Annotated in this window: 19 protein-coding genes and 1 pseudogene; 11 read left to right on the forward strand and 9 right to left on the reverse strand. The window is 42.6% G+C overall.

Annotated features, from left to right (window positions below; all coding sequences use genetic code 11):
• Positions 1-51 precede the first annotated feature (51 nt).
• The 5 genes from iscU (at position 52) to fdx (ending at position 3,681) form a co-directional block, all read left to right on the forward strand.
• Positions 52-438, forward strand: a complete 387-nt coding sequence (gene iscU, locus ACE01T_RS02150; protein ID WP_180043338.1) for a Fe-S cluster assembly scaffold IscU — start codon at positions 52-54, stop codon at positions 436-438.
• A 38-nt stretch (positions 439-476) separates the two neighbouring features.
• Positions 477-797, forward strand: coding sequence for an iron-sulfur cluster assembly protein IscA (gene iscA / locus ACE01T_RS02155; RefSeq protein ID WP_180043340.1), 321 nt, complete (start codon positions 477-479; stop codon positions 795-797).
• A gap of 105 nt (positions 798-902) precedes the next feature.
• The gene (gene hscB, locus ACE01T_RS02160; protein ID WP_180043342.1) at positions 903-1,418 is read left to right on the forward strand and encodes a Fe-S protein assembly co-chaperone HscB; all 516 of its coding nucleotides are present in this window, start codon (positions 903-905) and stop codon (positions 1,416-1,418) included.
• A gap of 48 nt (positions 1,419-1,466) precedes the next feature.
• The gene (gene hscA / locus ACE01T_RS02165; protein WP_180043343.1) at positions 1,467-3,329 is read left to right on the forward strand and encodes a Fe-S protein assembly chaperone HscA; all 1,863 of its coding nucleotides are present in this window, start codon (positions 1,467-1,469) and stop codon (positions 3,327-3,329) included.
• A gap of 13 nt (positions 3,330-3,342) precedes the next feature.
• The gene (gene fdx / locus ACE01T_RS02170) at positions 3,343-3,681 is read left to right on the forward strand and encodes an ISC system 2Fe-2S type ferredoxin (protein WP_086174266.1); all 339 of its coding nucleotides are present in this window, start codon (positions 3,343-3,345) and stop codon (positions 3,679-3,681) included.
• 71 nt (positions 3,682-3,752) lie between these two features.
• Here fdx and ACE01T_RS02175 read toward each other — a convergent pair whose 3' ends face one another.
• The 5 genes from ACE01T_RS02175 to aspA all read right to left on the reverse strand — a co-directional run bounded on the left by ACE01T_RS02175 (position 3,753) and on the right by aspA (position 11,499).
• Positions 3,753-5,213, reverse strand: coding sequence for an adenylate/guanylate cyclase domain-containing protein (locus ACE01T_RS02175; protein ID WP_180043345.1), 1,461 nt, complete (start codon positions 5,211-5,213; stop codon positions 3,753-3,755).
• A 65-nt stretch (positions 5,214-5,278) separates the two neighbouring features.
• On the reverse strand, positions 5,279-5,713 hold the full coding sequence (locus ACE01T_RS02180; RefSeq protein ID WP_086196353.1) for an HIT domain-containing protein: 435 nt from the start codon (positions 5,711-5,713) through the stop codon (positions 5,279-5,281).
• Between the two features lie 233 nt (positions 5,714-5,946).
• Complete coding sequence (gene mfd / locus ACE01T_RS02185) at positions 5,947-9,405, reverse strand: transcription-repair coupling factor (RefSeq protein WP_180081611.1); 3,459 nt, start codon at positions 9,403-9,405, stop codon at positions 5,947-5,949.
• Between the two features lie 133 nt (positions 9,406-9,538).
• Entirely contained in the window at positions 9,539-9,910 is a 372-nt protein-coding gene (locus tag ACE01T_RS02190; protein WP_180043350.1) for a hypothetical protein, read from the reverse strand.
• A gap of 140 nt (positions 9,911-10,050) precedes the next feature.
• On the reverse strand, positions 10,051-11,499 hold the full coding sequence (gene aspA / locus ACE01T_RS02195) for an aspartate ammonia-lyase (protein ID WP_086196355.1): 1,449 nt from the start codon (positions 11,497-11,499) through the stop codon (positions 10,051-10,053).
• Between the two features lie 461 nt (positions 11,500-11,960).
• On the opposite strand from aspA, the gene putP reads away from it, so the two are divergent.
• Entirely contained in the window at positions 11,961-13,499 is a 1,539-nt protein-coding gene (putP, locus tag ACE01T_RS02200) for a sodium/proline symporter PutP (protein ID WP_180043352.1), read from the forward strand.
• A 64-nt stretch (positions 13,500-13,563) separates the two neighbouring features.
• On the opposite strand, the gene ACE01T_RS02205 is transcribed toward putP, so the two are convergent.
• Positions 13,564-14,049, reverse strand: a complete 486-nt coding sequence (locus tag ACE01T_RS02205; protein WP_086196356.1) for an Lrp/AsnC ligand binding domain-containing protein — start codon at positions 14,047-14,049, stop codon at positions 13,564-13,566.
• Positions 14,050-14,167: 118 nt separating this feature from the next.
• Between ACE01T_RS02205 and putA the strand changes: the two genes are divergently transcribed.
• From putA to ACE01T_RS02225, 4 genes are all read left to right on the forward strand, one after another.
• Complete coding sequence (gene putA / locus ACE01T_RS02210; protein WP_180043354.1) at positions 14,168-17,938, forward strand: trifunctional transcriptional regulator/proline dehydrogenase/L-glutamate gamma-semialdehyde dehydrogenase; 3,771 nt, start codon at positions 14,168-14,170, stop codon at positions 17,936-17,938.
• Positions 17,939-18,254: 316 nt separating this feature from the next.
• Positions 18,255-19,337 carry a tRNA (uridine(54)-C5)-methyltransferase TrmA gene (trmA, locus tag ACE01T_RS02215; protein WP_180043356.1) on the forward strand — a complete coding sequence of 361 codons (1,083 nt, stop codon included), beginning with the start codon at positions 18,255-18,257 and terminating at the stop codon, positions 19,335-19,337.
• A 251-nt stretch (positions 19,338-19,588) separates the two neighbouring features.
• Positions 19,589-19,819, forward strand: a complete 231-nt coding sequence (locus ACE01T_RS02220) for a hypothetical protein (protein WP_086196359.1) — start codon at positions 19,589-19,591, stop codon at positions 19,817-19,819.
• 284 nt (positions 19,820-20,103) lie between these two features.
• On the forward strand, positions 20,104-21,348 hold the full coding sequence (locus tag ACE01T_RS02225) for an OmpP1/FadL family transporter (protein ID WP_180043357.1): 1,245 nt from the start codon (positions 20,104-20,106) through the stop codon (positions 21,346-21,348).
• Between the two features lie 17 nt (positions 21,349-21,365).
• On the opposite strand, the gene ACE01T_RS02230 is transcribed toward ACE01T_RS02225, so the two are convergent.
• Positions 21,366-22,139, reverse strand: coding sequence for a phosphodiester glycosidase family protein (locus ACE01T_RS02230; RefSeq protein ID WP_257221750.1), 774 nt, complete (start codon positions 22,137-22,139; stop codon positions 21,366-21,368).
• A 143-nt stretch (positions 22,140-22,282) separates the two neighbouring features.
• Between ACE01T_RS02230 and ACE01T_RS02235 the strand changes: the two genes are divergently transcribed.
• On the forward strand, positions 22,283-22,816 hold the full coding sequence (locus tag ACE01T_RS02235; protein ID WP_180043360.1) for a lecithin retinol acyltransferase family protein: 534 nt from the start codon (positions 22,283-22,285) through the stop codon (positions 22,814-22,816).
• Positions 22,817-22,964: 148 nt separating this feature from the next.
• On the opposite strand, the gene ACE01T_RS02240 is transcribed toward ACE01T_RS02235, so the two are convergent.
• Together ACE01T_RS02240 and ACE01T_RS02245 are read right to left on the reverse strand one after the other, a co-directional pair.
• Positions 22,965-23,426 carry an SRPBCC domain-containing protein gene (locus ACE01T_RS02240; RefSeq protein WP_180043362.1) on the reverse strand — a complete coding sequence of 154 codons (462 nt, stop codon included), beginning with the start codon at positions 23,424-23,426 and terminating at the stop codon, positions 22,965-22,967.
• Between the two features lie 33 nt (positions 23,427-23,459).
• A pseudogene (locus ACE01T_RS02245) lies at positions 23,460-23,555 on the reverse strand (IS5/IS1182 family transposase); the annotation flags it as partial.

Here is a 23,555-nt window from a genome sequence, read left to right on the forward strand (position 1 = left end):
TTTCATCCCCATATTAATCTTAAGGCTGACCCCGAGGTTTGGAGAAGCATCATGGCTTATAGCGAAAAAGTAATTGATCATTACGAAAACCCTCGTAATGTTGGCGTTTTAGACAAAAATGCTGAAAATGTTGGTACAGGTATGGTAGGTGCACCGGCTTGTGGTGATGTCATGCGTCTTCAGATTCAGGTGAATGATGACGGTGTGATTGAAGAAGCACGCTTTAAAACTTATGGTTGTGGTTCTGCGATTGCATCTAGCTCGCTTGTGACTGAATGGCTAAAAGGTAAAACTCTGGACGAAGCTCAGGCGATCAAAAATATTGATATTGCTAACGAGCTTGCTTTACCTCCAGTAAAAGTACACTGTTCTGTACTGGCTGAAGACGCGATTAAAGCTGCTGTTGAAGACTATCGCAGCAAAAAAACAAAAGCTTAAGTGTTTCGAGTTTTTGATCAAAGATTAACGGAGTTTTCATGATCCATTTAACTGAAAATGCTGCAACTCATATCAGCAATTACCTAAAGAATCGCGGTAAGGGTGAAGGCATTCGCGTTGGGGTGAAAACTTCAGGCTGTTCTGGTTTGGCTTATGTACTCGAATTCGTCGATGAAATCGATACCCATGACCAGATGTTCGAGCAGTTTGGTGTTAAAGTTTTTGTTGACCCGAAAAGCCTGGTTTATCTTGAAGGTATGGAGATGGACTACGTGAAAAACGGTCTCAATGAAGGCTTCGAATTTAACAACCCGAATAAAAAAGGCGAATGTGGCTGTGGTGAATCTTTCACCGTTTAACCACACCACTCCCTCTCTTTTTGTGATTAAAACAGTGTAAAATGCACTGTTTTAATTGCATTTACAGCAGTCACTTTTGCATATCTATCGCGGATCCAATCTCCCATGAATCATTTTGAGCTGTTCAACCTCCCTGTAGCACTCGATATTGATTTGGCAGCGTTAAAAACTGAATTTTTAAAGTTGCAGCAACAATATCATCCAGATAAAGCCGAAGACAAAGATCAAGCGCTGATTAAATCGAGCGAGATCAACCAAGCATTTAAGGCTTTATCCAATGTTGATAGCCGCGCTGCTTATCTCTTGAGTCTTAAAAAACAAGATTATCATCTGGATCAATCGATTGGAGATTTCGAGTTTTTACAGTCTGCACTGGAAATTCGTGAACAGCTGGATGAAGCTGCATCAGCTGAGGAACTGACTTCATTAAAGCATGAAGTTCAGCAATGGATTGACGGTTTGGTCCGTGAATTCAAAATCGACTATGAAGATGAAGACTGGGGCGAAGCTCGCGATACCGTTCGTAAATTGCGTTTCTTTGTTAAAGTCATGGCTGACATCGACAAGGCTGAAGATCGTTTTCTGGATGATGACAGCTTTGATTTAGATGATGATTTTTAATTCGCTTTAATTTTATTTTTTAATTTTTAGTTCTAAGGATGTAACACAATGGCTCTCTTGCAAATTGCAGAACCCGGTCAATCAAGTGCACCGCATGAACACCGCATTGCAATTGGTATCGACTTGGGTACTACGCATTCATTGGTTGCCACAGTACTTTCCGGTAAAGCTAAAGTTCTGAACGACGAACAAGGCCGAGTGTTACTTCCCTCTATTGTTCACTACAGCCATAACACCACCCATTATGGTGATGAAGCCAAGCCGTTTACTACTACAGATCCTAAAAACACCATTGTCTCCGTGAAACGTTTTATGGGACGCTCGAAAACAGACATCAAATTCCAGCACCCTTACACTTTGGTGGGTGAAGACAATCAGATGCCTGCTTTTGAAACTGCACAAGGCCGTAAAACTCCTGTCGAGATTTCTGCAGAAATTCTAAAACAGCTGAAAGACCGTGCTGAAGACAGTTTAAAAAATGAAGTGAATGGTGCGGTAATCACTGTTCCAGCCTATTTTGATGAGGCACAACGTCAGGCAACACGTGATGCTGCCCAACTGGCCGGTTTAAATGTTTTACGTCTACTGAATGAGCCTACTGCTGCGGCTGTGGCTTATGGCCTAGACCAGGAAACCAATCTCGCTCACGATCAAAATTATGTGATTTATGACCTGGGTGGCGGTACTTTTGACGTATCTATCCTGCGTTTTTCCCAAGGTGTATTCGAAGTTTTAGCGACTGGCGGACATACTGCTTTAGGTGGTGATGACCTGGATCGCCTAATTGTGAAATGGGCTAAAAAACAACTGAATATTGAAACCTTAGATGATGCCGAATATGCACATTTTATTGTTTCTGCACGTAAAGCAAAAGAAGCCTTGTCAGATGCCGAGTCAGTTGAACTGAAAGTTTTAGATCAGGCTCTGACTTTAGACCGTGCTACATTTGAAGACATCATTAAAGTTGCTTTAGACAAAACCATCAGCGTATGTAAACGCGTGATGCGTGATGCCAAACTTGAACTGGATGACATTAAAAATGTCGTGCTTGTAGGTGGTTCTACTCGCTCTTATGCGGTGCAAAAGGCTGTTCGTGAAGTCTTCAATCAGGAACCGCTATGCACCATCAACCCGGACGAGGTGGTCGCAATTGGTGCCTCTATTACAGCGAATCAGCTCATTGGCAACTCCAAAGATGGTTCATTGTTATTAGACGTTACCCCTTTATCACTCGGTCTGGAAACCATGGGTGGTCTGGTGGAGCGTTTAATCTCACGCAATACGGCCATTCCTGTGGCTCGTCGTCAGGAATTCACTACTTATCAGGATGGCCAGACTGCCATGTTGATTCATGTGGTACAAGGTGAACGTGATCTGGTGGAACACTGCCGTAGTTTGGGTCGCTTTGTCTTGCATGGCATTCCGCCAATGACTGCCGGTCAGGCACGTATTGAAGTCACTTTTCAGGTTGATGCCGATGGCCTGTTAACTGTTGCTGCCAAGGAAACCACGTCTGGTGTACATGCTCAAATCGACATTAAACCTTCTTATGGTTTATCTGATGCCGATACCGAACGCTTACTGATTGATGGCTTCAAATATGCGGAAGAAGATAAACATCTTCGTCATTTGCAAGAAACCAAGGTTGAAGCAAAACGTGAGCTGGAAGCACTGGAACAAGCCCTAAAAGTGGATGCCCAGCTATTAACTGCTGAACAGTTAGTATCGTTAAATCAAGCCAAAGCTCAACTTGAGGCTCAACTCGAAACCACCGATATTAAAGCGATTGAACAAGCTGTAGAACAGCTTAAAATACACAGTGATGCTTTTGCTGCTGCACGCATGAACCAACATATTGATGCAGCTTTGAAAGGCACTAAACTTGATGACTGGTCAAACTCGGACCAATAAACAGGAAAAAATTATGCCACGTATTAAAGTTCTTCCACATGCGCAAATTTGCCCTAATGGTGCCGAGTTCGAAGTTGAACAGGATGCCAACCTGTGCGAAAGCCTGTTAAAAAATGGTATCAAGATTGAACATGCATGTGATATGTCTTGTGCTTGTACCACCTGTCATGTCGTAGTTCGCAAAGGTTTTGACAGCCTCGAAGAAATGACAGATGTAGAAGCAGATTTACTAGATCGTGCCTGGGGTCTGGAACCGGATTCACGCCTTTCATGCCAAGTGAAAATTGTCGATGAAGATTTGGAAGTCGAAATTCCCAAATATACCATCAATCACGCCTCAGAAAATCATTAAGATTTTCGCTCATAAAAAACCACGCAATCGCGTGGTTTTTTTATCTGTAAACATCATCTCAATCATGATTTTTAGTGGTATTGCTCGTCCTTCTCATCTTCAATCACATCTTCCAGATTGAGTCGAACAATACCTTCTGAGTTGGTCAATTTTTGCTGTTTTTGAATCCGCTTAATCATCTTTTCCAAAACTTGGATCAACTCTGGATATTCATAATTTTGAACCTCATCCAGATTCAGCAACAAATGGAAACCCTTGTACTCATAATCAAACCAGCGCTGATAATCCAATTTACGCGAGGTATATTTTTCCATAACTTGCCAGGTCTTTACCGGACCGTGAATCCCTTTAAGCGTAATAGGTTTTTTCGGCGCACATAAATAGTCATTTTTAATTAAATTATAGGTTTCATCTGAAATCAGGATTTCATCGACTGCTGCCGCACTTTGCAGCCGTGCTGCCAGATTGGCATCACGTCCAACAATGGTATATGCCATACGATGTGCTGCGCCATAGTTCCCTACGTGACAATAACCAGTACTAATCCCCATACGGATATGCAAAGCCGGATAGCCCATCTTGATCCAGCGTTCACGCAGCAGTTTCATTTGTTGACGCATATCAATTGCCATGTCTAGACAAGTTTTGGCATCTTGCTCCACCCCTTGCGAGATTGGATCACCAAAGAAAATCAGGATCGCATCACCCATAAACTTGTCGACAGTCGCTTCATACTGCTTGGCAATTTCAGTCATATGACTTAAATAGTCATTGAGCAGGAATGCCAAATCATCTGGAATAAGCGTTTCTGAAAGTTCGGTAAAACCTTGAATATCTGAAAAGAAAATGGTCATTTTCTTACGTTTGTATTCAATTTTGGCTTCCGACTCACCTTTCATGATCGATTGCCACAACTGCACAGGTGCATATCGGCTCAGCTGATTTGCGAACTCCATATAACGATTCATTTGATCGTAATAATAGGTTCGACGATTACTGATATGTTGAATCTGGCTGCTTTGATAAAAACTACCCACACCAAAAAAAGTAATTAAACAGATAAAACCTAAAACGGTTAACTCACCAGTGGTTTGTTCAAAATACTCACCAAAACCAAAAATCAGAATATTACACAGATAAAAATTTGCGATTCCAATCAGGCTTGCCAATGACACAGCTAAAAAAGAAATCTTGTTGGTGATTGCGGTATATAAAATGACAAACAGTGAAATGAAAGTCAGAACCAGGTTTAAATGAATAGCAGATAAAATAACCGAAATAACAACTACATCGGTAATAAACAAGACACTGCGTTTTATATTGGAATTATAACGATACTGCAGCCAGGTCGATAATCTTGGCGTAATCAGAAAAATGAACAACAGGAAAAAAGGAATATAAATCTGGTATTGGGTGTCAGAAGCCGTGTAATGGTAGACAGTAACGAGTAAAGACAACATCATATATCCCATCAAACGATGGAAATACTCAAATTGTCTGGGTTCTTTTCTAATCCAGTCGTCTAATGACACTCAATCACTCCTGATTCGAGTCTTGACACCATAAATTCCATACTATGGCTTTCAATGGCTTGGAATTAATCCATACGCCAGTCAAATGGCATATCACCCTGACCACGCAATGCGAGCATCAAGGTTTGACGCATATGTGCAAGAACTTCATTGGTATAAGGAATAGCTGGAGTACCCCATACTGGTTTTGGCCAAGCCACGTCATTTTGATAGCGCACGACATGATGAAAATGCAATTGTGGAACCATATTCCCAAGAGCGGCCACATTCATTTTGTCTGCGCGGAATACGCGTGCAAGCTGACTCGATAACCAGCTCGATTCACGCAGGAACTGTTCCTGGTCAGCCTGACTTAATTCATATAATTCGCTCACGCCCGGCACGCGTGGAATTAATATGAGCCACGGAAATTGCATATCATTCATTAAACGACATGTTGACAGTGGAAAGTCGCCTACAAAAAAAGTATCTTGAGCAAGTTGTGGATGCAAACTAAACATATCTTTATAAATTATGCAAAATTAGAATGATGGCTAATACTATCACATCCAATGGGGCGTGAATATTCTATGCAATGTGTTTCATTACAAATAAACCACTATTTGCAATGAACGCATGAACATTCACGAATTTAATAAATTTCTTTAAAAAATCAAGCGCTTCATCTCACGATTTTTTAAAATCTGCACAAATTGCAAAGCGAGTGCATAAATCTTATGCACTCCCTGTCAAATCAATGAATTTCTTTCAATAAACTGTCCAATAAATCGATAATAAATTGGATACGTTTTTGATAATCTTCCAGCATGACCATGACTTTCAGGCGTTGCCCGCCATCCATGCGGAAAAAGGTCGGATGTTTTTGCATCATTTGAATAATACTGATGGCCTGTACTGGTGTTTCTGGTGAAAATTCAATATGACCACCGTTAGCACTGATATCAATTTTGGTAATGCCCAGCTGCTCAGCTTTCAAACGAATCTGATGCACAGCAAATAACTGCTTCACTGGCTGCGGTGGCACACCAAACCGGTCAATCAGCTCCATGCGGATATTATCGAGTTTTTCCTGGGTATCGGTATTACTGATGCGTTTATAGAACAATAGGCGCTGATGCACATCTCCCAGATATTCATCTGGAATCAAGGCTGGCATATGTAGATTGATTTCCGCAATCAGGGACAATGGTGCATCGAAATTCGGGGTTTTGCCTTTTTGGATGGCTTTGGTGGCCTTTTCCAGCATTTCCATATACAGGCTATAACCAATCGCTTGCATGGAGCCACTTTGTTGCTCACCTAAAAGCTCGCCAGCTCCACGAATTTCCAGATCTTCCGTCGCCAGCATGAAACCGGCCCCTAAATTCGATGCGCGCTGAATCGCATCCAGACGTTTCTCTGCATCTCCCTTTAACCCCTTGATTGAAGGTACCAGCAAGTAGGCATAAGCTTGATGGTGTGAACGTCCGACACGGCCCCGTAATTGGTGCAACTGGGCAAGTCCCAGCTTATCAGCGCGTTCAATTAAAATGGTATTAGCATTGGGAACGTCAATCCCGGTTTCAATAATGGTTGAACAGACCAGCACATTGTATTCTTTATGATAGAACTGCTGCATCACCTGCTCCAGTTCACGTTCCCGCATTTGGCCATGAGCAACCGCCACCCGGGCCTCAGGCACCAGTTCACGAATATTTTCAGCAGTGCGCTCAATGGTATCCACTTCATTATGCAGGAAATATACCTGTCCACCGCGCAGCAATTCACGCAGAATGGCTTCTTTAACCGACTCACTGGTCTGTTCCTGTACAAAGGTTTTCACAGCCAGACGACGTGCAGGCGGTGTAGCGATAATCGAAAGGTCGCGCATCCCGCTAAAGGCCATATTTAAAGTTCGTGGAATTGGCGTCGCGGTGAGAGTCAGCATATCGACATCTGCACGCATGGCTTTAATACGTTCTTTATCACGTACCCCAAAACGATGCTCTTCATCGACAATCATCAGGCCCAGATTTTTAAACTGGATATTCTGCTGCAAAATTTTATGCGTACCAATCACAATATCGACTTTACCATCAGCCAGGTCTTCAATGGTTTTACTATGGGATTTGCTTGAACCAAACCGTGACAGCACTTCAATACGGATCGGCCAGTCGGCAAAACGGTCTTTAAACGATTCATAATGCTGCTGTGCCAGCAAGGTGGTGGGAACCAAAACAGCCACCTGCTTGTTGTTTTGTACCGCAACAAATGCTGCCCGCATCGCCACTTCAGTTTTACCAAAACCAACATCGCCACATACCAGACGATCCATCGGTTTGGCCAGCTGCATGTCGTGCAAAGTTGCTTCAATGGCATTGGCCTGATCCAAGGTTTCTTCATAGGCAAAGCCGCTGGCAAACTGCATATATGGACTTTGTTCCAGTTCAAAGCTAAAACCGGGTTTAGAGTGACGGCGTGCCTGAATATGCAGCAGTTCAGCAGCAACATCATGGATTTGCTCCAGCGCTTTACGTTTTGCCTTGCTCCAGGCATCAGTTCCCAGTTTATGCAAGGGGGCCAAATCCGGATCGCCGCCGCTATAACGGCTGATTAAATGCAGATTGGTGACCGGAACATAGACCTTGGCAGCATCAGCATAATCCAGCTGTAAAAATTCATGTTCCTGGTCGTCAATACTTAAAGTGACTAGGCCAGCATAACGTCCCACACCATGATCGATATGCACCACAGGTGCACCAATACTCAGTTCAGTTAAACTGCGAATCAGGAATTCTTCGGATACTTCTTGCTGACGCTTGCGGCGGCGCTGCACCACCCGATGTTCATAGAGCTGGTTTTCCGAGATGATGGTAAGCTGATCAGGAATGACCAGACCCCGATCCAACGGTGCACTGGTAATGGCTATAGCATGTAAAGAGCTTCTGAATTGTGCATAATTTTCAACATTGGGAATGTCTCCCAGCGCTGGACGCAAGGCATCCTTGAGTGTTTCACGACGGCCAGCACTTTCAGCCACCAGCAGGACTGGATGATTGGCAGCATCAATATATTTTTTAACCGCAGAAAACGGTTTTTCCTGTTTTGGATCTACTGGTAAGCGCGGTGGAATTTCCGTATTGAAATTAATCACACCGCTTTTTTCAGCGAATGTTTCTGTTGAGGCAATAATTCTGGCAAACTGATTCAGCTGTTCCAGCACCTGATTCGGCTGCAAAAAGATGTCTTCCGGCGGCAAAATAGGCTGCTCGACATTATGACGGCGGTCTTCATAACGATGCAGCACATCTTTCCAGAAACTGGTTAACCCTTCCTCCAGATGCTTATCTGTAATGACAATGCCATTCTTAGGTAAGTACGCCATGAGGGTACTTTGCGTTTGCATCGCCTCTTTACTAAAGAATAAGGGAAAATAAAACTCCAGTCCTGGTGAGGCAATACCTTCTAATGCATCTTGATAGATTGGATTTTTCTTCGGATTTGCTGTGGGAAATTTTTCCGCATAACGGTCACGGAAAGTGGCGCGTCCTTCTTTAAGCGGAAACTCCTTGGCAGGTAATACAGAAAACTGTTGTAGCGTTTGGGTTGTTCTTTGAGTTTCAGGATCAAAAAACTTTAAGCTTTCAATTTCATCATCAAACAGATCAATACGAATGGGTGCACTTTGACCGGACGCGTAAATATCCATAATGCTGCCACGCACAGCAAATTCACCATGATCATAAACGGTATCGACCAGATGATAACCGGCCTGAATCAGACGCAGTTTTTGCTGTTCCAGTTCAAATTTCTGTCCCACTTGAATATCAAAATGTTCGCCCAATACCCATGAAGCCGGTGCAACACGCTGTGCCAAAGTTGATGCAGATAAAAGCAGCACGCCCTGCTTCGGCATATTGGATAAAATGGAAAGCCGCTCTGACATAATATCCTGATGGGGAGACAAACGGTCATAAGGCAAAATTTCCCAATCCGGGAAAATCGTCGGTTTAATCCCGTAAAATTCCAGTTCACTTTCCAACTGTCCCAAATGCTGATTATTTTTGGCCACCAAAATGAATAATTGCTTGCTTTGTGTGGCAATTTCTTTGAAGAGTAAAGCGGCAGATGAGCCTTGTAAATTACCGACCCAGCGTTTTTCGCCTGCTTTTAACTGTTGCAGATGGAGTTGAGAAATTTCTTGTTGGAACATGTATATAGCTTTTGGTCTAAATGACATGGACCGTATATTAACATGGGTTTTTTCTTGGTTGAGTTATTTTTATATACAGCAAATGATCGCATCTAAATCCTTTTAGATGCCGAGCACATAAGTCTTTGTCCAATTATTTTTCGCGCAGGAAATTACGATAGTAATCATTCAGTTTCTGAATGATCTGCTTGAACTGTAACAGGTTTTCTTCAGTATTACCCAAACGTGCAACAAAACGCTGACTGGCAATTTCCAGATCAATTTTTTCATTAATCAGAATGGCAGTAAAATATAGGGTTTTTAAATCATCAAAGTTGTTCAATTTGCGATTGGAAAAATAAGCCAAACGTTCAGACAGCTGATTGACCACGATTCCGTCCACAATATAGCCTTGTTCCGGATCAAACTGGATATTGTTTTCTTGAAGATACAGCTGTTCAGGAGAAGGTTTTGAACTTTTAAGCAGTCCTGAACCTGTAAATAGTCCAGCAAGTTTATTCAGCATGAGCATGGCATATAGAAAAAATCCCAGCTATTTTAACCCTGAGCTGCATTATCTTCATCCCTATTTTTTCATAAAAAAGATCGCTGTTTAAATTGCGATCTTTTTTATTCAGATCATGATTAAATTTTTGTAGCCAGCAATTAGCCAACCTGTGCCAAAGGTTCATGCTGTAAGCTTACTTCTGAAACCAGATTACTAAAAGCAAAAATTTCATCCAGCTGTGCTTGAGTCAGTAATTCCCTTTCCAAAACCACCTGCTGAATAGTTTTATTTTCAGCAATGCACTGTTTCCCAATTTCATCACATTTGGCATGTCCTAAAATCGGATCCAGCAAAGTGACAATGCCAACACTGCGCATTACAGCGTCATAACAGACCTGCTCATTGGCCTGAATACCTTGAATACATTTACGGTCAAGACTGACCACCGCCTGGGTGAGAAGTTCAATCGACTCATTAATTGCAACAGCAATCACCGGTTCCATGACATTGAGTTGTAATTGCCCGGCTTCTGCTGCCAGAGTCACGGTTAAATCGTTGCCAATGACCTTAAAGGCAATCTGGTTCACCACTTCAGGAATCACCGGATTGATTTTGGCCGGCATAATGGATGAACCCGCCTGTAATTCGGGTAAACGAATTTCCCCCAAACCTGCACGAGGCCCCGAACTTAATAGGCGCAAATCGTTACAGATTTTTGAAAGTTTCACCGCCAGACGTTTCAGGGTACTGGATAAAATAATAAATACCCCGCAATCGCTGGTAGCTTCGACATAGTCTTCTGCACCCACCAGATTCAAGCCGGTAATTTTGTTTAAGGATTGAATCGCTGCATGGGCATAACCTTGGGGTGTATTCACTCCTGTTCCAATAGCTGTGGCTCCCAGATTCACTTCCAGTAAAAGCTCACGGGTACGTTGAATCAGACGTATATCTTCCTTTAATAAGGTAGCAAATGCACGGAACTCTTGTCCCAAAGTCATCGGAACCGCATCTTGCAGCTGGGTACGTCCCATTTTTACCACAAATTGAAACTCTGTCGCCTTGATATATAAGCTATCAACTATTTTTTGAATCTGAAGCAACAAATTGTCCAGACTATAATAAGTCGCTAAACGTAAGGCTGTAGGATAGACATCATTGGTGGATTGCGATTTATTCACATGATCATTCGGATGAATGTGTTCATATTGCCCCTTATGAAAACCCAAATGCTCCAAGGCAATATTGGCCAACACTTCATTGGTGTTCATATTAATGGAAGTTCCTGCACCCCCCTGATAAATATCTAAAGGAAAAGCTTCACTCCATTGTTCAGGCGATTCGATTAAGGCATTACAGGCAAATTGTATAGCTTGGCTGACCTGTTCTGAAATTTTGCCAAATTCTAAATTGGCTTGGGCAGAGGCTTTTTTGACTTGTGCCAAAGCACGGATAAAGTGAAGCTGACTTCCCACCTTCTGATTAGAAATCTGGAAATTCTCCAGAGCCCTTACTGTATGAATGCCATAATAACACTCGGCGGGAACTTCTTTTGCTCCCAATAAATCACGCTCTATTCTTGTATTGTCGGGTTGAACTGTTGTCACTTTAAATATACTCACATGTATGCACTAGAATTGTGCAATTGAAAAAATATTAAGGCTTTACGCTATTTTAAATATTGTAAAAAGATATTTATTTGGCAATGCTCTTTAACCAAATACATGGACTCTGTAGCGAATGTAAGCATTTGTAACTATATTAGCACTTCCAATTTTCATCACTAAAAAATTAAGCGCAAAAATTTTTGAGCGTTATTTCTAATTCACAGTAGATAATTATTCGAACAAGATGAATGACATTAAGTTACACAATTATAAGTTATTTATTTTATTAAATTTTTATCAATTGTATCTAAAAATACATTCCGCTACATAACACGTGATTAAATCCCTTAGAAATGTTACAGAAGGTAATTTCAATTTTATGGTTGAATCAGCGCCTGAGTGAACCTGCACAAAAAATCATCTTGGAAAGATGTTATTCATAAGGACATAAGGATGCGCCCATGAGTCAACTTAACCCCACCCTCATCACATTTATTTTTTATATTATTGCCATGGTTGGTATAGGACTGTATGCCTATAAATCCACCTCCGACTTTTCAGATTACATTCTGGGCGGACGCAGTCTGGGCAGCGTGGTCACCGCCCTTTCCGCAGGCGCTTCCGATATGAGTGGATGGCTGCTCATGGGCTTACCCGGTGCAATCTATCTTTCAGGCTTGTCGGAAGCCTGGATTGCAATTGGCCTGATTATTGGCGCATGGCTGAACTGGCTGCTGGTCGCCGGCCGCTTACGGGTGCATACCGAAGTACAGAACAATGCCTTAACCCTGCCGGACTATTTCACCAGTCGTTTTGGGGATCGCAAGCGTATATTACGGATGATCTCGGCTCTGGTGATTCTGGTGTTTTTCTCCATTTACTGCGCGTCAGGCATGGTGGCAGGTGCACGATTATTCGAAAGTATTTTTGGCATGTCTTACACGACGGCACTCTGGATCAGTGCAATTGCCACCATCAGCTATGTATGTATCGGTGGCTTTCTAGCGATTAGCTGGACCGATACCTTTCAGGCAGGACTGATGATTTTCGCGCTGCTGCTGACGCCGATCATGGCCTATATGGCCATCGGTGATCATAGCCAGCAGTTTGCCACAATGATTGAAACGGCTCGCCCGCATGCCACCAATATGCTTTCAGGATTAAGTACGGTCGCCATTTTATCATCACTGGCGTGGGGCTTAGGCTATTTTGGACAGCCGCATATTCTGGTGCGTTTTATGGCAGCAGATTCAGTCAAGACCATTCCGGCAGCACGTCGTATTGGCATGAGCTGGATGATTCTATGTCTAGGGGGTGCAGTCGGAGCCGGTTTTATTGGCATTGCCTACTTCCAGCATCATGCAGAACTTGCAGGCGTGGTTTCCCAGAATCCTGAAACCATCTTTATGGAACTGACCAAAATTCTGTTTAACCCCTGGATTGCAGGCGTAATTTTGGCCGCCATTTTAGCTGCGGTGATGAGTACCCTGAGCTGTCAGCTTCTGGTCTGCTCCAGCACCCTGACGGAAGATTTGTATAAAGCATTCTTACGCAAAAATGCTTCGCAAAAGGAACTGGTTTGGGTTGGACGCTTGATGGTACTGGCGATTGCCGTACTTGCCATTATTCTGGCAAGCAATCCAAACAGTAAGGTTCTAGGACTGGTTGCCTATGCCTGGGCCGGTTTCGGTGCTGCATTTGGTCCGCTGATTATCCTGTCCTTGTTCTGGAAACGCATGACCTTAAACGGCGCGATTATGGGGATTATTGTCGGTGCGGTAACCGTTATTTTATGGAAAAACACCATGGCCAGTACCGGTTTATATGAAATTATTCCCGGTTTTATTCTGTCATTTGTGAGCATTGTCGTGGTCAGCTTATTAGAAAAAGCTCCTTCGCAAGAAGTACTTCAGCGTTTCGAGCAGGCTGATCAATTGTACAAGAAAGAAATGGCAGAACTGCAAAAGGGGCTACCCGCCCAATCTAAGAATGGAGGATAAAGCTTTGAGGATATTTTCTTTCACCAGATAAACTTCAAGGGGCATTAAGCCCCTTGTTTTATTTTTATCCTTTATTTTTCAGATAAATTTTAGAACTTTCCTTAATCACTTCCATCACCGGATAACTTCGTGTCTCTTTAATTCCGGGAAGACGCCACAGGACCTGCCCTGAAATTTTCCGGAATTCTTCCATATTGGCACAGCGGATTTTCACAACAAAATCAAATCCGCCACTGATCATGTGACATTCCACAATTTCAGGATATTGCATGATCGCATCAGAAAATTCCTCCAAAACATTGGGGGTAGTTTTATCCAGTAAAATCTCGACAAACACCACGAAACTGGCATTAAGCATGTCAGGATTCAGCTTGGCTTCATAGCCCAGAATAAACCCATCTTTGGTCAGTTTCTGTACCCTTGCCAAAGCCGCGGTCGGGGATAAATTTACTGCTTCGGCCAGTTTTATATTCGAAATCCGGCCATCATTTTGCAGAATATCTAAAATTTTGATATCTGTTCGGTCCAGGGTAAAAATCGGGCTGTACATCAGAATTATTCTCTAAAATGAACCAAAATTATAGTGAGTTATTCGGCATTCTTTCTGTAATCATAAATTATATAAAGCATTTTACTCAACAAAAATTTGGCAGTCACAGGATGTTGGCATGAATATAATGGACACTGAAACCCGCTTTGACCAGACAAAACCTCACTTTGGATATATTACCGAATTCAAAGAAAAAAATGATTATGAAGTTGAGGTAAATACTGCCTGGCGCCGTGCTGAACCTGACTGTGTTGAACATTTACTGGAACATAGCCAGATTTCTGAACAGCTGAACCAGCGTATTTATGATCTGGCATTCGATCTTGCTCATAGCTTACGGGAACGTAAAAGCTCGAACGGTAAAGCCGGGATCGTACAGGGATTATTGCAAGAGTTTTCACTTTCCTCTCAGGAAGGTATTGCCCTGATGTGTCTGGCTGAAGCCTTGCTGCGAATTCCGGACAGCGCGACACGGGACTTGCTGATTCGCGACAAAATCAATCAGGGCAACTGGAAAGAACATGTAGGGCAAAGCAGCCTGATGTTTGTCAATGCGGCTGCCTGGGGGCTCATGCTGACCGGAAAACTGATGGAAACCCCAAAACAAAAGACTTTATCCAGCGTGCTCACAGGGCTTTTAGCCCGTAGTGGTCGCGGGATTATCCGTAAAGCTGTGGATGTCGCCATGCGGATGATGGGCGAGCAGTTTGTTACGGGTGAAACCATTCAGGAAGCGCTAGAACATGCAGAACCGCTAGAAGATAAAGGTTTCCGTTATTCTTATGACATGCTCGGTGAAGCCGCGCTGACCGAACATGATGCTGAACGCTATTTCCAGGATTATAGCAATGCCATCCATGCCATTGGTCAGGCCTCCAAAGACAAAGATGTCTATGACGGCCCGGGTATTTCCATCAAGCTTTCCGCCCTGCATCCACGTTATCAGCGTGCACAAATACATCGCGTACATGAGGAGCTGTATCCAAAAGTACTGCAATTGGCAGAACTGGCAAAACGCTACAATATTGGCCTGAACATTGATGCCGAAGAATCCGAACGTCTGGAAATTTCTTTAGAACTATTAGAGCGTTTATGTTTTGAGCCGGGCCTTGCCGACTGGAAAGGCATTGGTTTTGTGATTCAGGCCTATCAGAAACGCTGCTTCTACGTGGTGGACTATGTGGTGGACTTAGCCACACGCAGTCAAAAACGCCTGATGATCCGTTTGGTTAAAGGTGCTTACTGGGACAGTGAAATCAAGAAGGCCCAAATTGAAGGCATGACGGACTACCCGGTGTTTACCCGTAAAGTGCATACCGACCTGTCTTATATTGCCTGTGCGAAAAAACTGTTGGCTGCGCCAGAGCAGATTTACCCGCAGTTCGCGACACATAATGCCCAGACTCTTGCAACCATTTATCATTTGGCCGATCCGAACCAATACTACAGTGGCCAATATGAATTCCAGTGCCTGCATGGCATGGGTGAACCACTGTATGAACAGGTGGTGGGCAATAAAACAGATAACAAACTGGGGGTGCCGTGCCGTATCTATGCCCCTGTAGGGAATCATGAAACCTTACTGGCTTATCTGGTAAGACGTTTACTGGAAAATGGCGCCAATACCTCTTTCGTCAACCGCATTGCAGATAAAAGCCTAAAAATTGAAGATCTGATTGAAAATCCGCATGCAGAGATTTTGAAAAATGCAGCCAAAGAATCACAGGTGGGTCAGAAGCACCCGGCTATTCCCCTAGCACCTGATTTGTACGGTGATATCCGTCCAAACTCAGCGGGTCTGGATTTAGCCAATGATCATGACCTGACCGACCTCAACCAGACTGCACACAACCTGAGTCAGCAGCAATGGCAAGCGCAGGTTTTGGGTAAAAACCTCGGTCTTGAAAATGACTCAAATGATGCAAGTTCGCAGTCACTTCTTATTGTCAATCCTGCCGATCATCTAGATATCGTGGGTCATGTACAGGAAGCAAGCGCTGATCAGGTCAATCAAGCCCTAGATCATGCCGTGAATGCACAAGCTGAATGGAGCAATACCGCTAAAGACACACGTGCCGCTTACCTACAGCGTGCAGCAGATATCATGCAATCACGCATGCAGGAACTGATGATTCTGTTATGCCGTGAAAGTGGTAAAACCTATGCCAATGCCATTGCCGAAGTTCGCGAAGCAGTCGACTTCCTGCGTTATTACGCAGCGCAAATGATCGATCTGGATCGAGATACCGTGATTCAACCCTTAGGTACGGTATTATGTATCAGTCCATGGAATTTCCCTTTGGCGATTTTTACCGGACAAATCTCAGCGGCACTGGTTACTGGAAATACTGTCATTGCCAAACCGGCTGAACAAACGCCACTGATTGCAGCGCAAGCGATTCAGATTTTGTGGGAAGCCGGCATTCCTCAAGATGTGCTACAGCTACTGCCGGGGCAAGGTGAAACAGTCGGTGCACAATTAAGCAGTGATACGCGTATTCAAGGCATCATGTTTACCGGGTCAACCGAAGTCGCCAAAATTTTGCAAAAGACCCTGGCGCAAAGACTGAGTCCATCAGGTCATCCTATTCCACTGATTGCGGAAACAGGTGGGCAAAATGCCATGATTGTTGACTCGTCGGCATTGACCGAACAGGTGATTCTGGATGTGGTGAGCTCGGCTTATGATAGTGCCGGCCAACGCTGTTCTGCCCTGCGTGTGCTCTGCGTGCAAGAAGACAATGCCGATAGTGTTATCCATATGCTGAAAGGTGCCATGCAACAACTGCGTGTTGGCAATCCCGCGCTATTAAAAACCGATATCGGCCCGGTAATTGATCTTGAAGCACAAAACAATATTCAGAAACATATTGATCAGATGCGTGGTAAAGGTCATTCCGTACATCAACTGATGTTAAATCCTGAACAGGATCAAAGCCTAGCACAAGGGACTTTTATTCCGCCGACTTTAATTGAATTGCCGAATCTGGACGATTTGCAGCGTGAAGTATTTGGTCCAGTTTTACATATGATCCGCTACAAATATGGTCAATTAGAACAGCTGCTTGAGCAGATCAATGCCAAAGGTTATGGTCTGACCATGGGACTGCATACCCGTATTGATGAGACCATTCAGACTGTCATTGCACATGCAGAAGTCGGCAATTTGTATATCAACCGTAATATTGTCGGTGCGGTGGTCGGTGTTCAGCCTTTTGGTGGTGAAGGCTTGTCCGGTACAGGCCCTAAAGCTGGCGGCCCGATTTATCTGTACCGTTTGATGCAGCACTGCTCTGCGAAAAAACTGGCTCGACCATTTGCAACTCAGGCACAAGCCACACAGCCAGCGCATCAGCCTTTATATGACGTGTTTTATCAATGGGCAGAAAAAACCTTCCCTCAATATCAATTGCAACCGTGCCCTGCATTCTGTGCTGGCCATCATTATGAATTGCGAGGTCCGACCGGTGAAAGCAATCAATATGTAGTGTTGCCAAGAAAACGCGTGCTGTCTTTAGCGGAGCAGGAACAGGATCAGATTCAGCAATTGGCGGCAATTTTTGCGGTTGGCAGCCAGCCTGTGGTTCTGGCTGAAAATACCTTTGTGCTCAAATATCTTTCTAAAATGCCCAAAGAAATTGAACAGCGTTTTGCCGTAATCCAGAACATTGAAAGCGCTGATTTTGATGCCGTACTGCATCACGGCAGTAAAGCACAACTGCAATACTTGCAAACTCAAATTGCTGCCCGTTCCGGGGCGATTATTGGCATCACGCATTTAAAACCGCTGGATCATAATATTCCTTTAGAACGATTGGTGATTGAGCATGCCATCAGTATCAATACCGCAGCCGCAGGAGGTAATGCCAGCCTGATGACCTTAAATTAAAACCTTAACCTCAACCCAAACTTAAAAATATACGTCAGCGCTTAACCCTATAACGACGTATCGTTTCCTCTTTGCCAAGTCAACTTCTCCCTGGTCTGGTTGACTTGGTTTCTTTTTGGTTTTGAAATCATTTAAACCATCCTGATTTTTTCCTTTGAATAAAAATCTGCCTTTATCATTCTTAATATCAAAAAAGCGCATTTGAATTTGAGTTCAATCACTATATTTCTGCTGCTGATTGGGGAATAAGTTTAGTCATCTTAGGCAAACTTTGTTACCATCCCTGTTTTCAATGTGTTTGTGATTTTTACTGCATATGACTTCAGCTTATCAGTTACAACTTGATGCCAAGATTGCACGTATTTCTGCTCAATTTGCCGAGTTTAATCCCCCTTCTTTAGAAGTATTTCAGTCGCCTGAACAAAACTTCCGTATGCGCGCAGAATTTCGGATTTGGCATACTGACGACGATATGTTTTATGCGATGTTTGAACGCAGTGAAGATAATCAAAAACAGGTGATTCGCATTGACGAATTCCCGATAGCCGATAAAAGCATTAACGATTTAATGCCTGTTCTGTTAAAAGAACTGAAAGCGACAGAAATTCTATCCAAGCGTTTATTTGAAGTTCATTTTCTAGCAACATTAAAAGGTGAAATGCTGGTTTCACTGGTTTACCGTTGCACACTCAATGCAGAATGGGAAGTTGCAGCAAAAGCACTGTCTGATAAGCTCAACATTAAAATTTATGGTCGTAGCCGTGGTCAACGTGTCATTTTGACAGATGATTATGTGGTGGAAGAGTTAAAAGTATTCGATCGTACTTATCAATATAAGCAAATCGAAAGCAGCTTTACCCAGCCGAATGCACAAGTCTGCCAAAAAATGCTGGAATGGGCATGCAATGCGGCCAAACAGTCAGATAAAGACTTACTGGAATTGTACTGTGGCAATGGCAACTTTACCCTGCCACTGTCCACCAAGTTCAATCGCGTACTGGCAACCGAATTGGCCAAATCATCGGTCTACGCGGCGCAGTGGAATATTGAACAAAACCAGATTGATAATATTCAGGTGGCACGTTTATCGGCTGAAGAATTTACCGAGGCCTATAATGGCGAACGTGAATTCCGTCGCTTGCAGGAAGCAGAAATCGACATCACCAGCTATGACTTCGATACGGTATTTGTTGATCCACCGCGTGCAGGTATTGATGATGAAACATTAAAACTGCTACAGCGTTTTGAACGGATCATTTATATCTCATGTAATCCGGACACTTTACAGGACAATTTAAAGACTTTATCGAGTACGCATAAAGTGACCAAATTTGCCTTGTTTGATCAGTTCCCTTATACCCATCACGTCGAGTCGGGTGTGTTACTGGAAAAAATTTAAACAATTTATTTCTTTGTTAAGTTTGTAAATATATTTACATCAATGAAGCTCAATTGAGCTTCATTTATATTTCATTGAAAATAAATCATTTATAAATAATTCTGAATAGAAAATCTCATAATATCGTTAAAGTGTTCAATTACTATCGGAAAATTAAAGGTTCAATTGATTCTTTTATAGCTTTGGTAGACTTGTATTCCTCAAAAAACTGGATATATTTCGATCTATGTTAGGTTGTGTATGAAGGCTCTATGAGTTTTTGGCAAAAGCTGTTTTCTGCTCATCAACAGCAAAACGAACACAAGAATCAAATCTCGTGTGTTGAAAATGATTGCTCTTGCAAATCAAATGAACAATTGATCCAGGCTTTAACTCAAACAACAGATGAAAAAGTCATCATTGGAATTAAGAAAGTTTTAATTTCAAGAGGTTATAGCCGAAAAGAGTTAAATGAATTACAGCATCTACCACTGCGACAATAGAGTCTAAACCCTCTATATGAAGGCATTTAGTCAACTAAATGCCTTTTTATTTGCCCCCGAAAATTGTTATATAGCCCATTATGGCCAAATTTTAATACTTCGAAACATAGTTCCCATCATTTTTCCAGAATCTGCTATGCCACACAATGTAAAAGTGCTCTACTAGAATAAGAATTTTAACAAACCGATAGAACAGCCAAGCAAGTAAGAATAAAAGCAAGCAAGAATACAAGATAAAAAACAACAAGAGCAAAAAATAAAAATAAGCCTAAAAAGGAAAATATATGAAACGGTATTATCCTGGACTGGCAATATTATGCAGCCTAATCTCAAGTCATAGTCTGGCGGCAACCATGGATCAATCAGGACAATCCGTGTTGCCTTTTCTAGAATCAGGGCATTATTTTGAAGCCTCCATTACTGCTGCCGATCCTGAAGTGTCCGGGCATACCTTAGGTTCACGTCCAGATCTGGTTAATCCTGACAGTGCTGATAATACAACCGATAATATTGCCCAGACTTTCCAGTACCAGAGTGCCGCACTGAAACTGCAATTCGTTCCAAATTTCTCTTTTGGCATTCTCTATGATCAGCCATTTGGTTCAGATTTACACTATCCATTAAAAGACAATGGCAGTTTCTCCGATACCGCACTGAGCCAGCAAGGTACTCAGGTCAATGTCGACAGCCAAAACCTGAGTTTTATTTTAGGTTATCAACCTGTCAAAAATATTAACCTGTATGCCGGTCCTGCCTATCAAACCGTGGAAGGTCATGTCGCGCTACGTGGGCTGGTATATGCCCAATTTAATGGTTATAACGCCAAATTTAAACAGGATGCTGGCCTCGGCTGGAAAGCGGGTCTTGCCTATCAGTTTCCCGAGCTCGCACTAAAGGCTGCCTTGACTTATCACTCGAAAATAAATCATAAAATCAATGTAGAAGAAAACATTTTGGGCACACCTCTACTCCTAACAGACAATGCCAAAACCAAAATTTCTACCCCACAATCGGTCAATCTGAATTTCCAGACCAGTATCATGAGCGGAACTTTACTGTACTCGAACATACGATGGGTCAACTGGAAAGATTTTGTGATACGTCCTACCCAGTTCGGCGCATTATCGGCACTTGCCACCACGACCCTTAGTAATGGCAGTTATAGCGCAGGATTTAATCTGGATGATTATCAAAAAGACCAATGGAGTGTGACCTTAGGCATGGCACGACAATTAACCACGAAATGGTCCGCTGCTTTTGATCTCGGCTGGGATTCAGGCACGGGTAATCCTAGATCAATTTTAAATCCTACCAAGGGTTACAAAAATATAGGCTTGGGATTTCAGTTTAATCCTGAATCCAACTATTTTATTTCAGGGGGGATCAAATACTATTGGCTTGGTGATGCCACCGCACAAGATGGCACTTATTATCTTCCTCTTCCCGGGGTATCTGAAGCTTCACAGGTCGGTGAATTTAACAACAACCATGCGATAGGCTATGGTTTAAAAATTGGCTACAGGTTTTAATGGCTGGCGAACTTCATTTATTGAGTAGCACAGTTCTGTTGATCAATATAGGCCACCATCGGTCCCAGATTAAACAATGAATCTGAACGTTTTAACTGCGGAATATAGGCACTAGAGATTGAGCCGTCCAGATACAAGGCATTTTGCACTTTAAGCTGTTGTTGAAAAAATTGTGCAAATTGATAAAAACTCAACGCATTTCGACTGATCACAAAATATAAGCTTTGATCTTTAATCCCGACAGCATTTCTGATCTTAAAGGAATCTGAATCTTTTAAAAATTGGGGATTAATCTGCCCATCAATCACCAGCATAGGCCCCGATTGCGTCGCGTATTCGGCATTAAACTTGAGCTTTTGATAACTTTCTGTCTTTGCGATCAGGCTGTGATGCCGATTCCAGGCCAATACGCCATTGGGTTGCAGATAAAAATTGCCATATGCCTGTTTGACCGTGTTCAGTTTTTTCTGTTGCCGAGCTGCTTCAATATATAACCCGACCGGAGAATAGTCTGCATGATACATCCCGGCATTCATGGCAAAGAGCAGCTTTTCACATGCTTTCAGCTGTTTTGCCACAGCTTTAAATTTACCTAAGGGTTGATGGGTCTGGCGATCATTTAAAAACAGGCGCAAGTTTTGTGGCTGATCAATCTGAACAATGTCTACATCTACAATATCAGTCTGCCAGCGCCGGGTATAAAGCTCTGCATAGGTGATACTGGTCAAACTGAGTAAGGTGATAACTGCACATTTTATTAACAATATTTTCTTCATGCTGCTATGGCTCATGAGGTATGCTGAATCCTGACATTTTTAATGCGCTGTAGTGTCATAAAAGCTAGTCAACTCAGTGAAATAGTCGATTCTTTTATAAAGAAGCAGTAAACTAAGTCACTAAAATATATTTGTAACTTTATTGGTTAAACGTCTACATGCAACAGCAGAAAATACGATTTCCTTTAGGGACGCATCTTATCGTTAAACATTTTGGATATTCTCATCACGGCATTTATGCAGGACGTGGCCGGGTTATTCATTATTCAGGTTTTGCCCATTTATTTAAGAAACGTCCCATTGAGATTACCTCACTGGAAAAATTCAGCTTTGGTAAAACCATTATTATCCAGCAATATAACAATCCTAAATTTCGCGGCCGCAAAGTGGTACGGCGTATGCGTTCACGAATGAACGAAAACCAGTATCATCTGATTATTAACAACTGCGAACATTTATGCACCTGGGCCATTACCGGTGTGGAAAGCAGTCCTCAAGTCATCCGCATGATGAACCGTTTAACCACTATTGGTTATGTCAGCTCTCTCATGAGTTTTATGAACAGCATGCTGCTGACCCTCACCACCACCTGTTTTGCATTGGTGTTGTACATCAAGAAAAAGTTACGTGATAAAGCAAAAAAACAGATTCCGCATTATTTATGGTTAAAAGAACAGAATCCCAAGCAGTGATCGAACCGGTCTGTCTTTTCCATTGCAGCCATAAAATTCCAAGTGGCCTCAACCAGAACAGGAGATGTTTTAGTGAGCTGCAGGATGACGCTTTTTCTATCTGTAGCTCCTAGGCTTACCCCCGATCCATGACAGTTTATATTCAGATTTAAATCACCCCCATTTCGACAAATGGCGGAAACTTGTCATTGACCAGATTTAACTGCGCTCCATATTCCAGGTAAGCCTTACAGCCATCCAGCACAGTGGTGAAACCGCTTGTTTGCTCAATCACAAAAGTAATTAAGTCTGAGCCTTGCAGAGAAATATCATAATTGCGAATGCGAAGATAAGTCTCTTGTTCTGTTAACTTCTCAAAAATAAAATCTACCGTGCTCTTGGGTTCTCCCCAAGTAAACTGGATCAGTTCATTATGAATCAGCTGTTCGACATAAACACTGCGGGTCACTTCATCTTTTTCCCAATACCAGTCTACCGTTCTGTTTTCTATCAAGTGTCCGGTAGATGAAGTAAACCAAAACTTGCTGGTGATTTCGGGGTCAATAAAGGCATTAAACACCTCTGCAACCGGTTTGCGAATTAACATCTGGGTTTCTATGACTACGCTCATTGCGTTCTTCCTTTTTATTCTTCTTCTTAGAACCTATCCAGAATATTTTCTATGCAAAAGTAGCCTTAAAAAGGCTAAATTAATGAACTGAAGGCTCGTATTTAGGTGCTTTTCACAGTTTTTCCAGAG

Source organism: Acinetobacter uliginosus, assembly GCF_044130295.1.
Taxonomy (GTDB): domain Bacteria; phylum Pseudomonadota; class Gammaproteobacteria; order Pseudomonadales; family Moraxellaceae; genus Acinetobacter.

What these genes read in the sequence shown, in the direction of transcription:
- ACE01T_RS02235 (WP_180043360.1), top strand. Translation starts at nt 22,283, where the DNA reads ATGCAACAGCAGAAAATACGATTTCCTTTAGGGACGCATCTTATCGTT.
- iscA (WP_180043340.1), top strand. Translation starts at nt 477, where the DNA reads ATGATCCATTTAACTGAAAATGCTGCAACTCATATCAGCAATTACCTA.
- ACE01T_RS02220 (WP_086196359.1), top strand. Translation starts at nt 19,589, where the DNA reads ATGAGTTTTTGGCAAAAGCTGTTTTCTGCTCATCAACAGCAAAACGAA.
- ACE01T_RS02240 (WP_180043362.1), bottom strand. Translation starts at nt 23,426, where the DNA reads ATGAGCGTAGTCATAGAAACCCAGATGTTAATTCGCAAACCGGTTGCA.
- hscB (WP_180043342.1), top strand. Translation starts at nt 903, where the DNA reads ATGAATCATTTTGAGCTGTTCAACCTCCCTGTAGCACTCGATATTGAT.
- ACE01T_RS02190 (WP_180043350.1), bottom strand. Translation starts at nt 9,910, where the DNA reads ATGCTGAATAAACTTGCTGGACTATTTACAGGTTCAGGACTGCTTAAA.
- putP (WP_180043352.1), top strand. Translation starts at nt 11,961, where the DNA reads ATGAGTCAACTTAACCCCACCCTCATCACATTTATTTTTTATATTATT.
- trmA (WP_180043356.1), top strand. Translation starts at nt 18,255, where the DNA reads ATGACTTCAGCTTATCAGTTACAACTTGATGCCAAGATTGCACGTATT.
- putA (WP_180043354.1), top strand. Translation starts at nt 14,168, where the DNA reads ATGAATATAATGGACACTGAAACCCGCTTTGACCAGACAAAACCTCAC.
- ACE01T_RS02180 (WP_086196353.1), bottom strand. Translation starts at nt 5,713, where the DNA reads ATGTTTAGTTTGCATCCACAACTTGCTCAAGATACTTTTTTTGTAGGC.
- mfd (WP_180081611.1), bottom strand. Translation starts at nt 9,405, where the DNA reads ATGTTCCAACAAGAAATTTCTCAACTCCATCTGCAACAGTTAAAAGCA.
- fdx (WP_086174266.1), top strand. Translation starts at nt 3,343, where the DNA reads ATGCCACGTATTAAAGTTCTTCCACATGCGCAAATTTGCCCTAATGGT.
- ACE01T_RS02225 (WP_180043357.1), top strand. Translation starts at nt 20,104, where the DNA reads ATGAAACGGTATTATCCTGGACTGGCAATATTATGCAGCCTAATCTCA.
- iscU (WP_180043338.1), top strand. Translation starts at nt 52, where the DNA reads ATGGCTTATAGCGAAAAAGTAATTGATCATTACGAAAACCCTCGTAAT.
- hscA (WP_180043343.1), top strand. Translation starts at nt 1,467, where the DNA reads ATGGCTCTCTTGCAAATTGCAGAACCCGGTCAATCAAGTGCACCGCAT.
- ACE01T_RS02230 (WP_257221750.1), bottom strand. Translation starts at nt 22,139, where the DNA reads ATGAGCCATAGCAGCATGAAGAAAATATTGTTAATAAAATGTGCAGTT.
- ACE01T_RS02205 (WP_086196356.1), bottom strand. Translation starts at nt 14,049, where the DNA reads ATGTACAGCCCGATTTTTACCCTGGACCGAACAGATATCAAAATTTTA.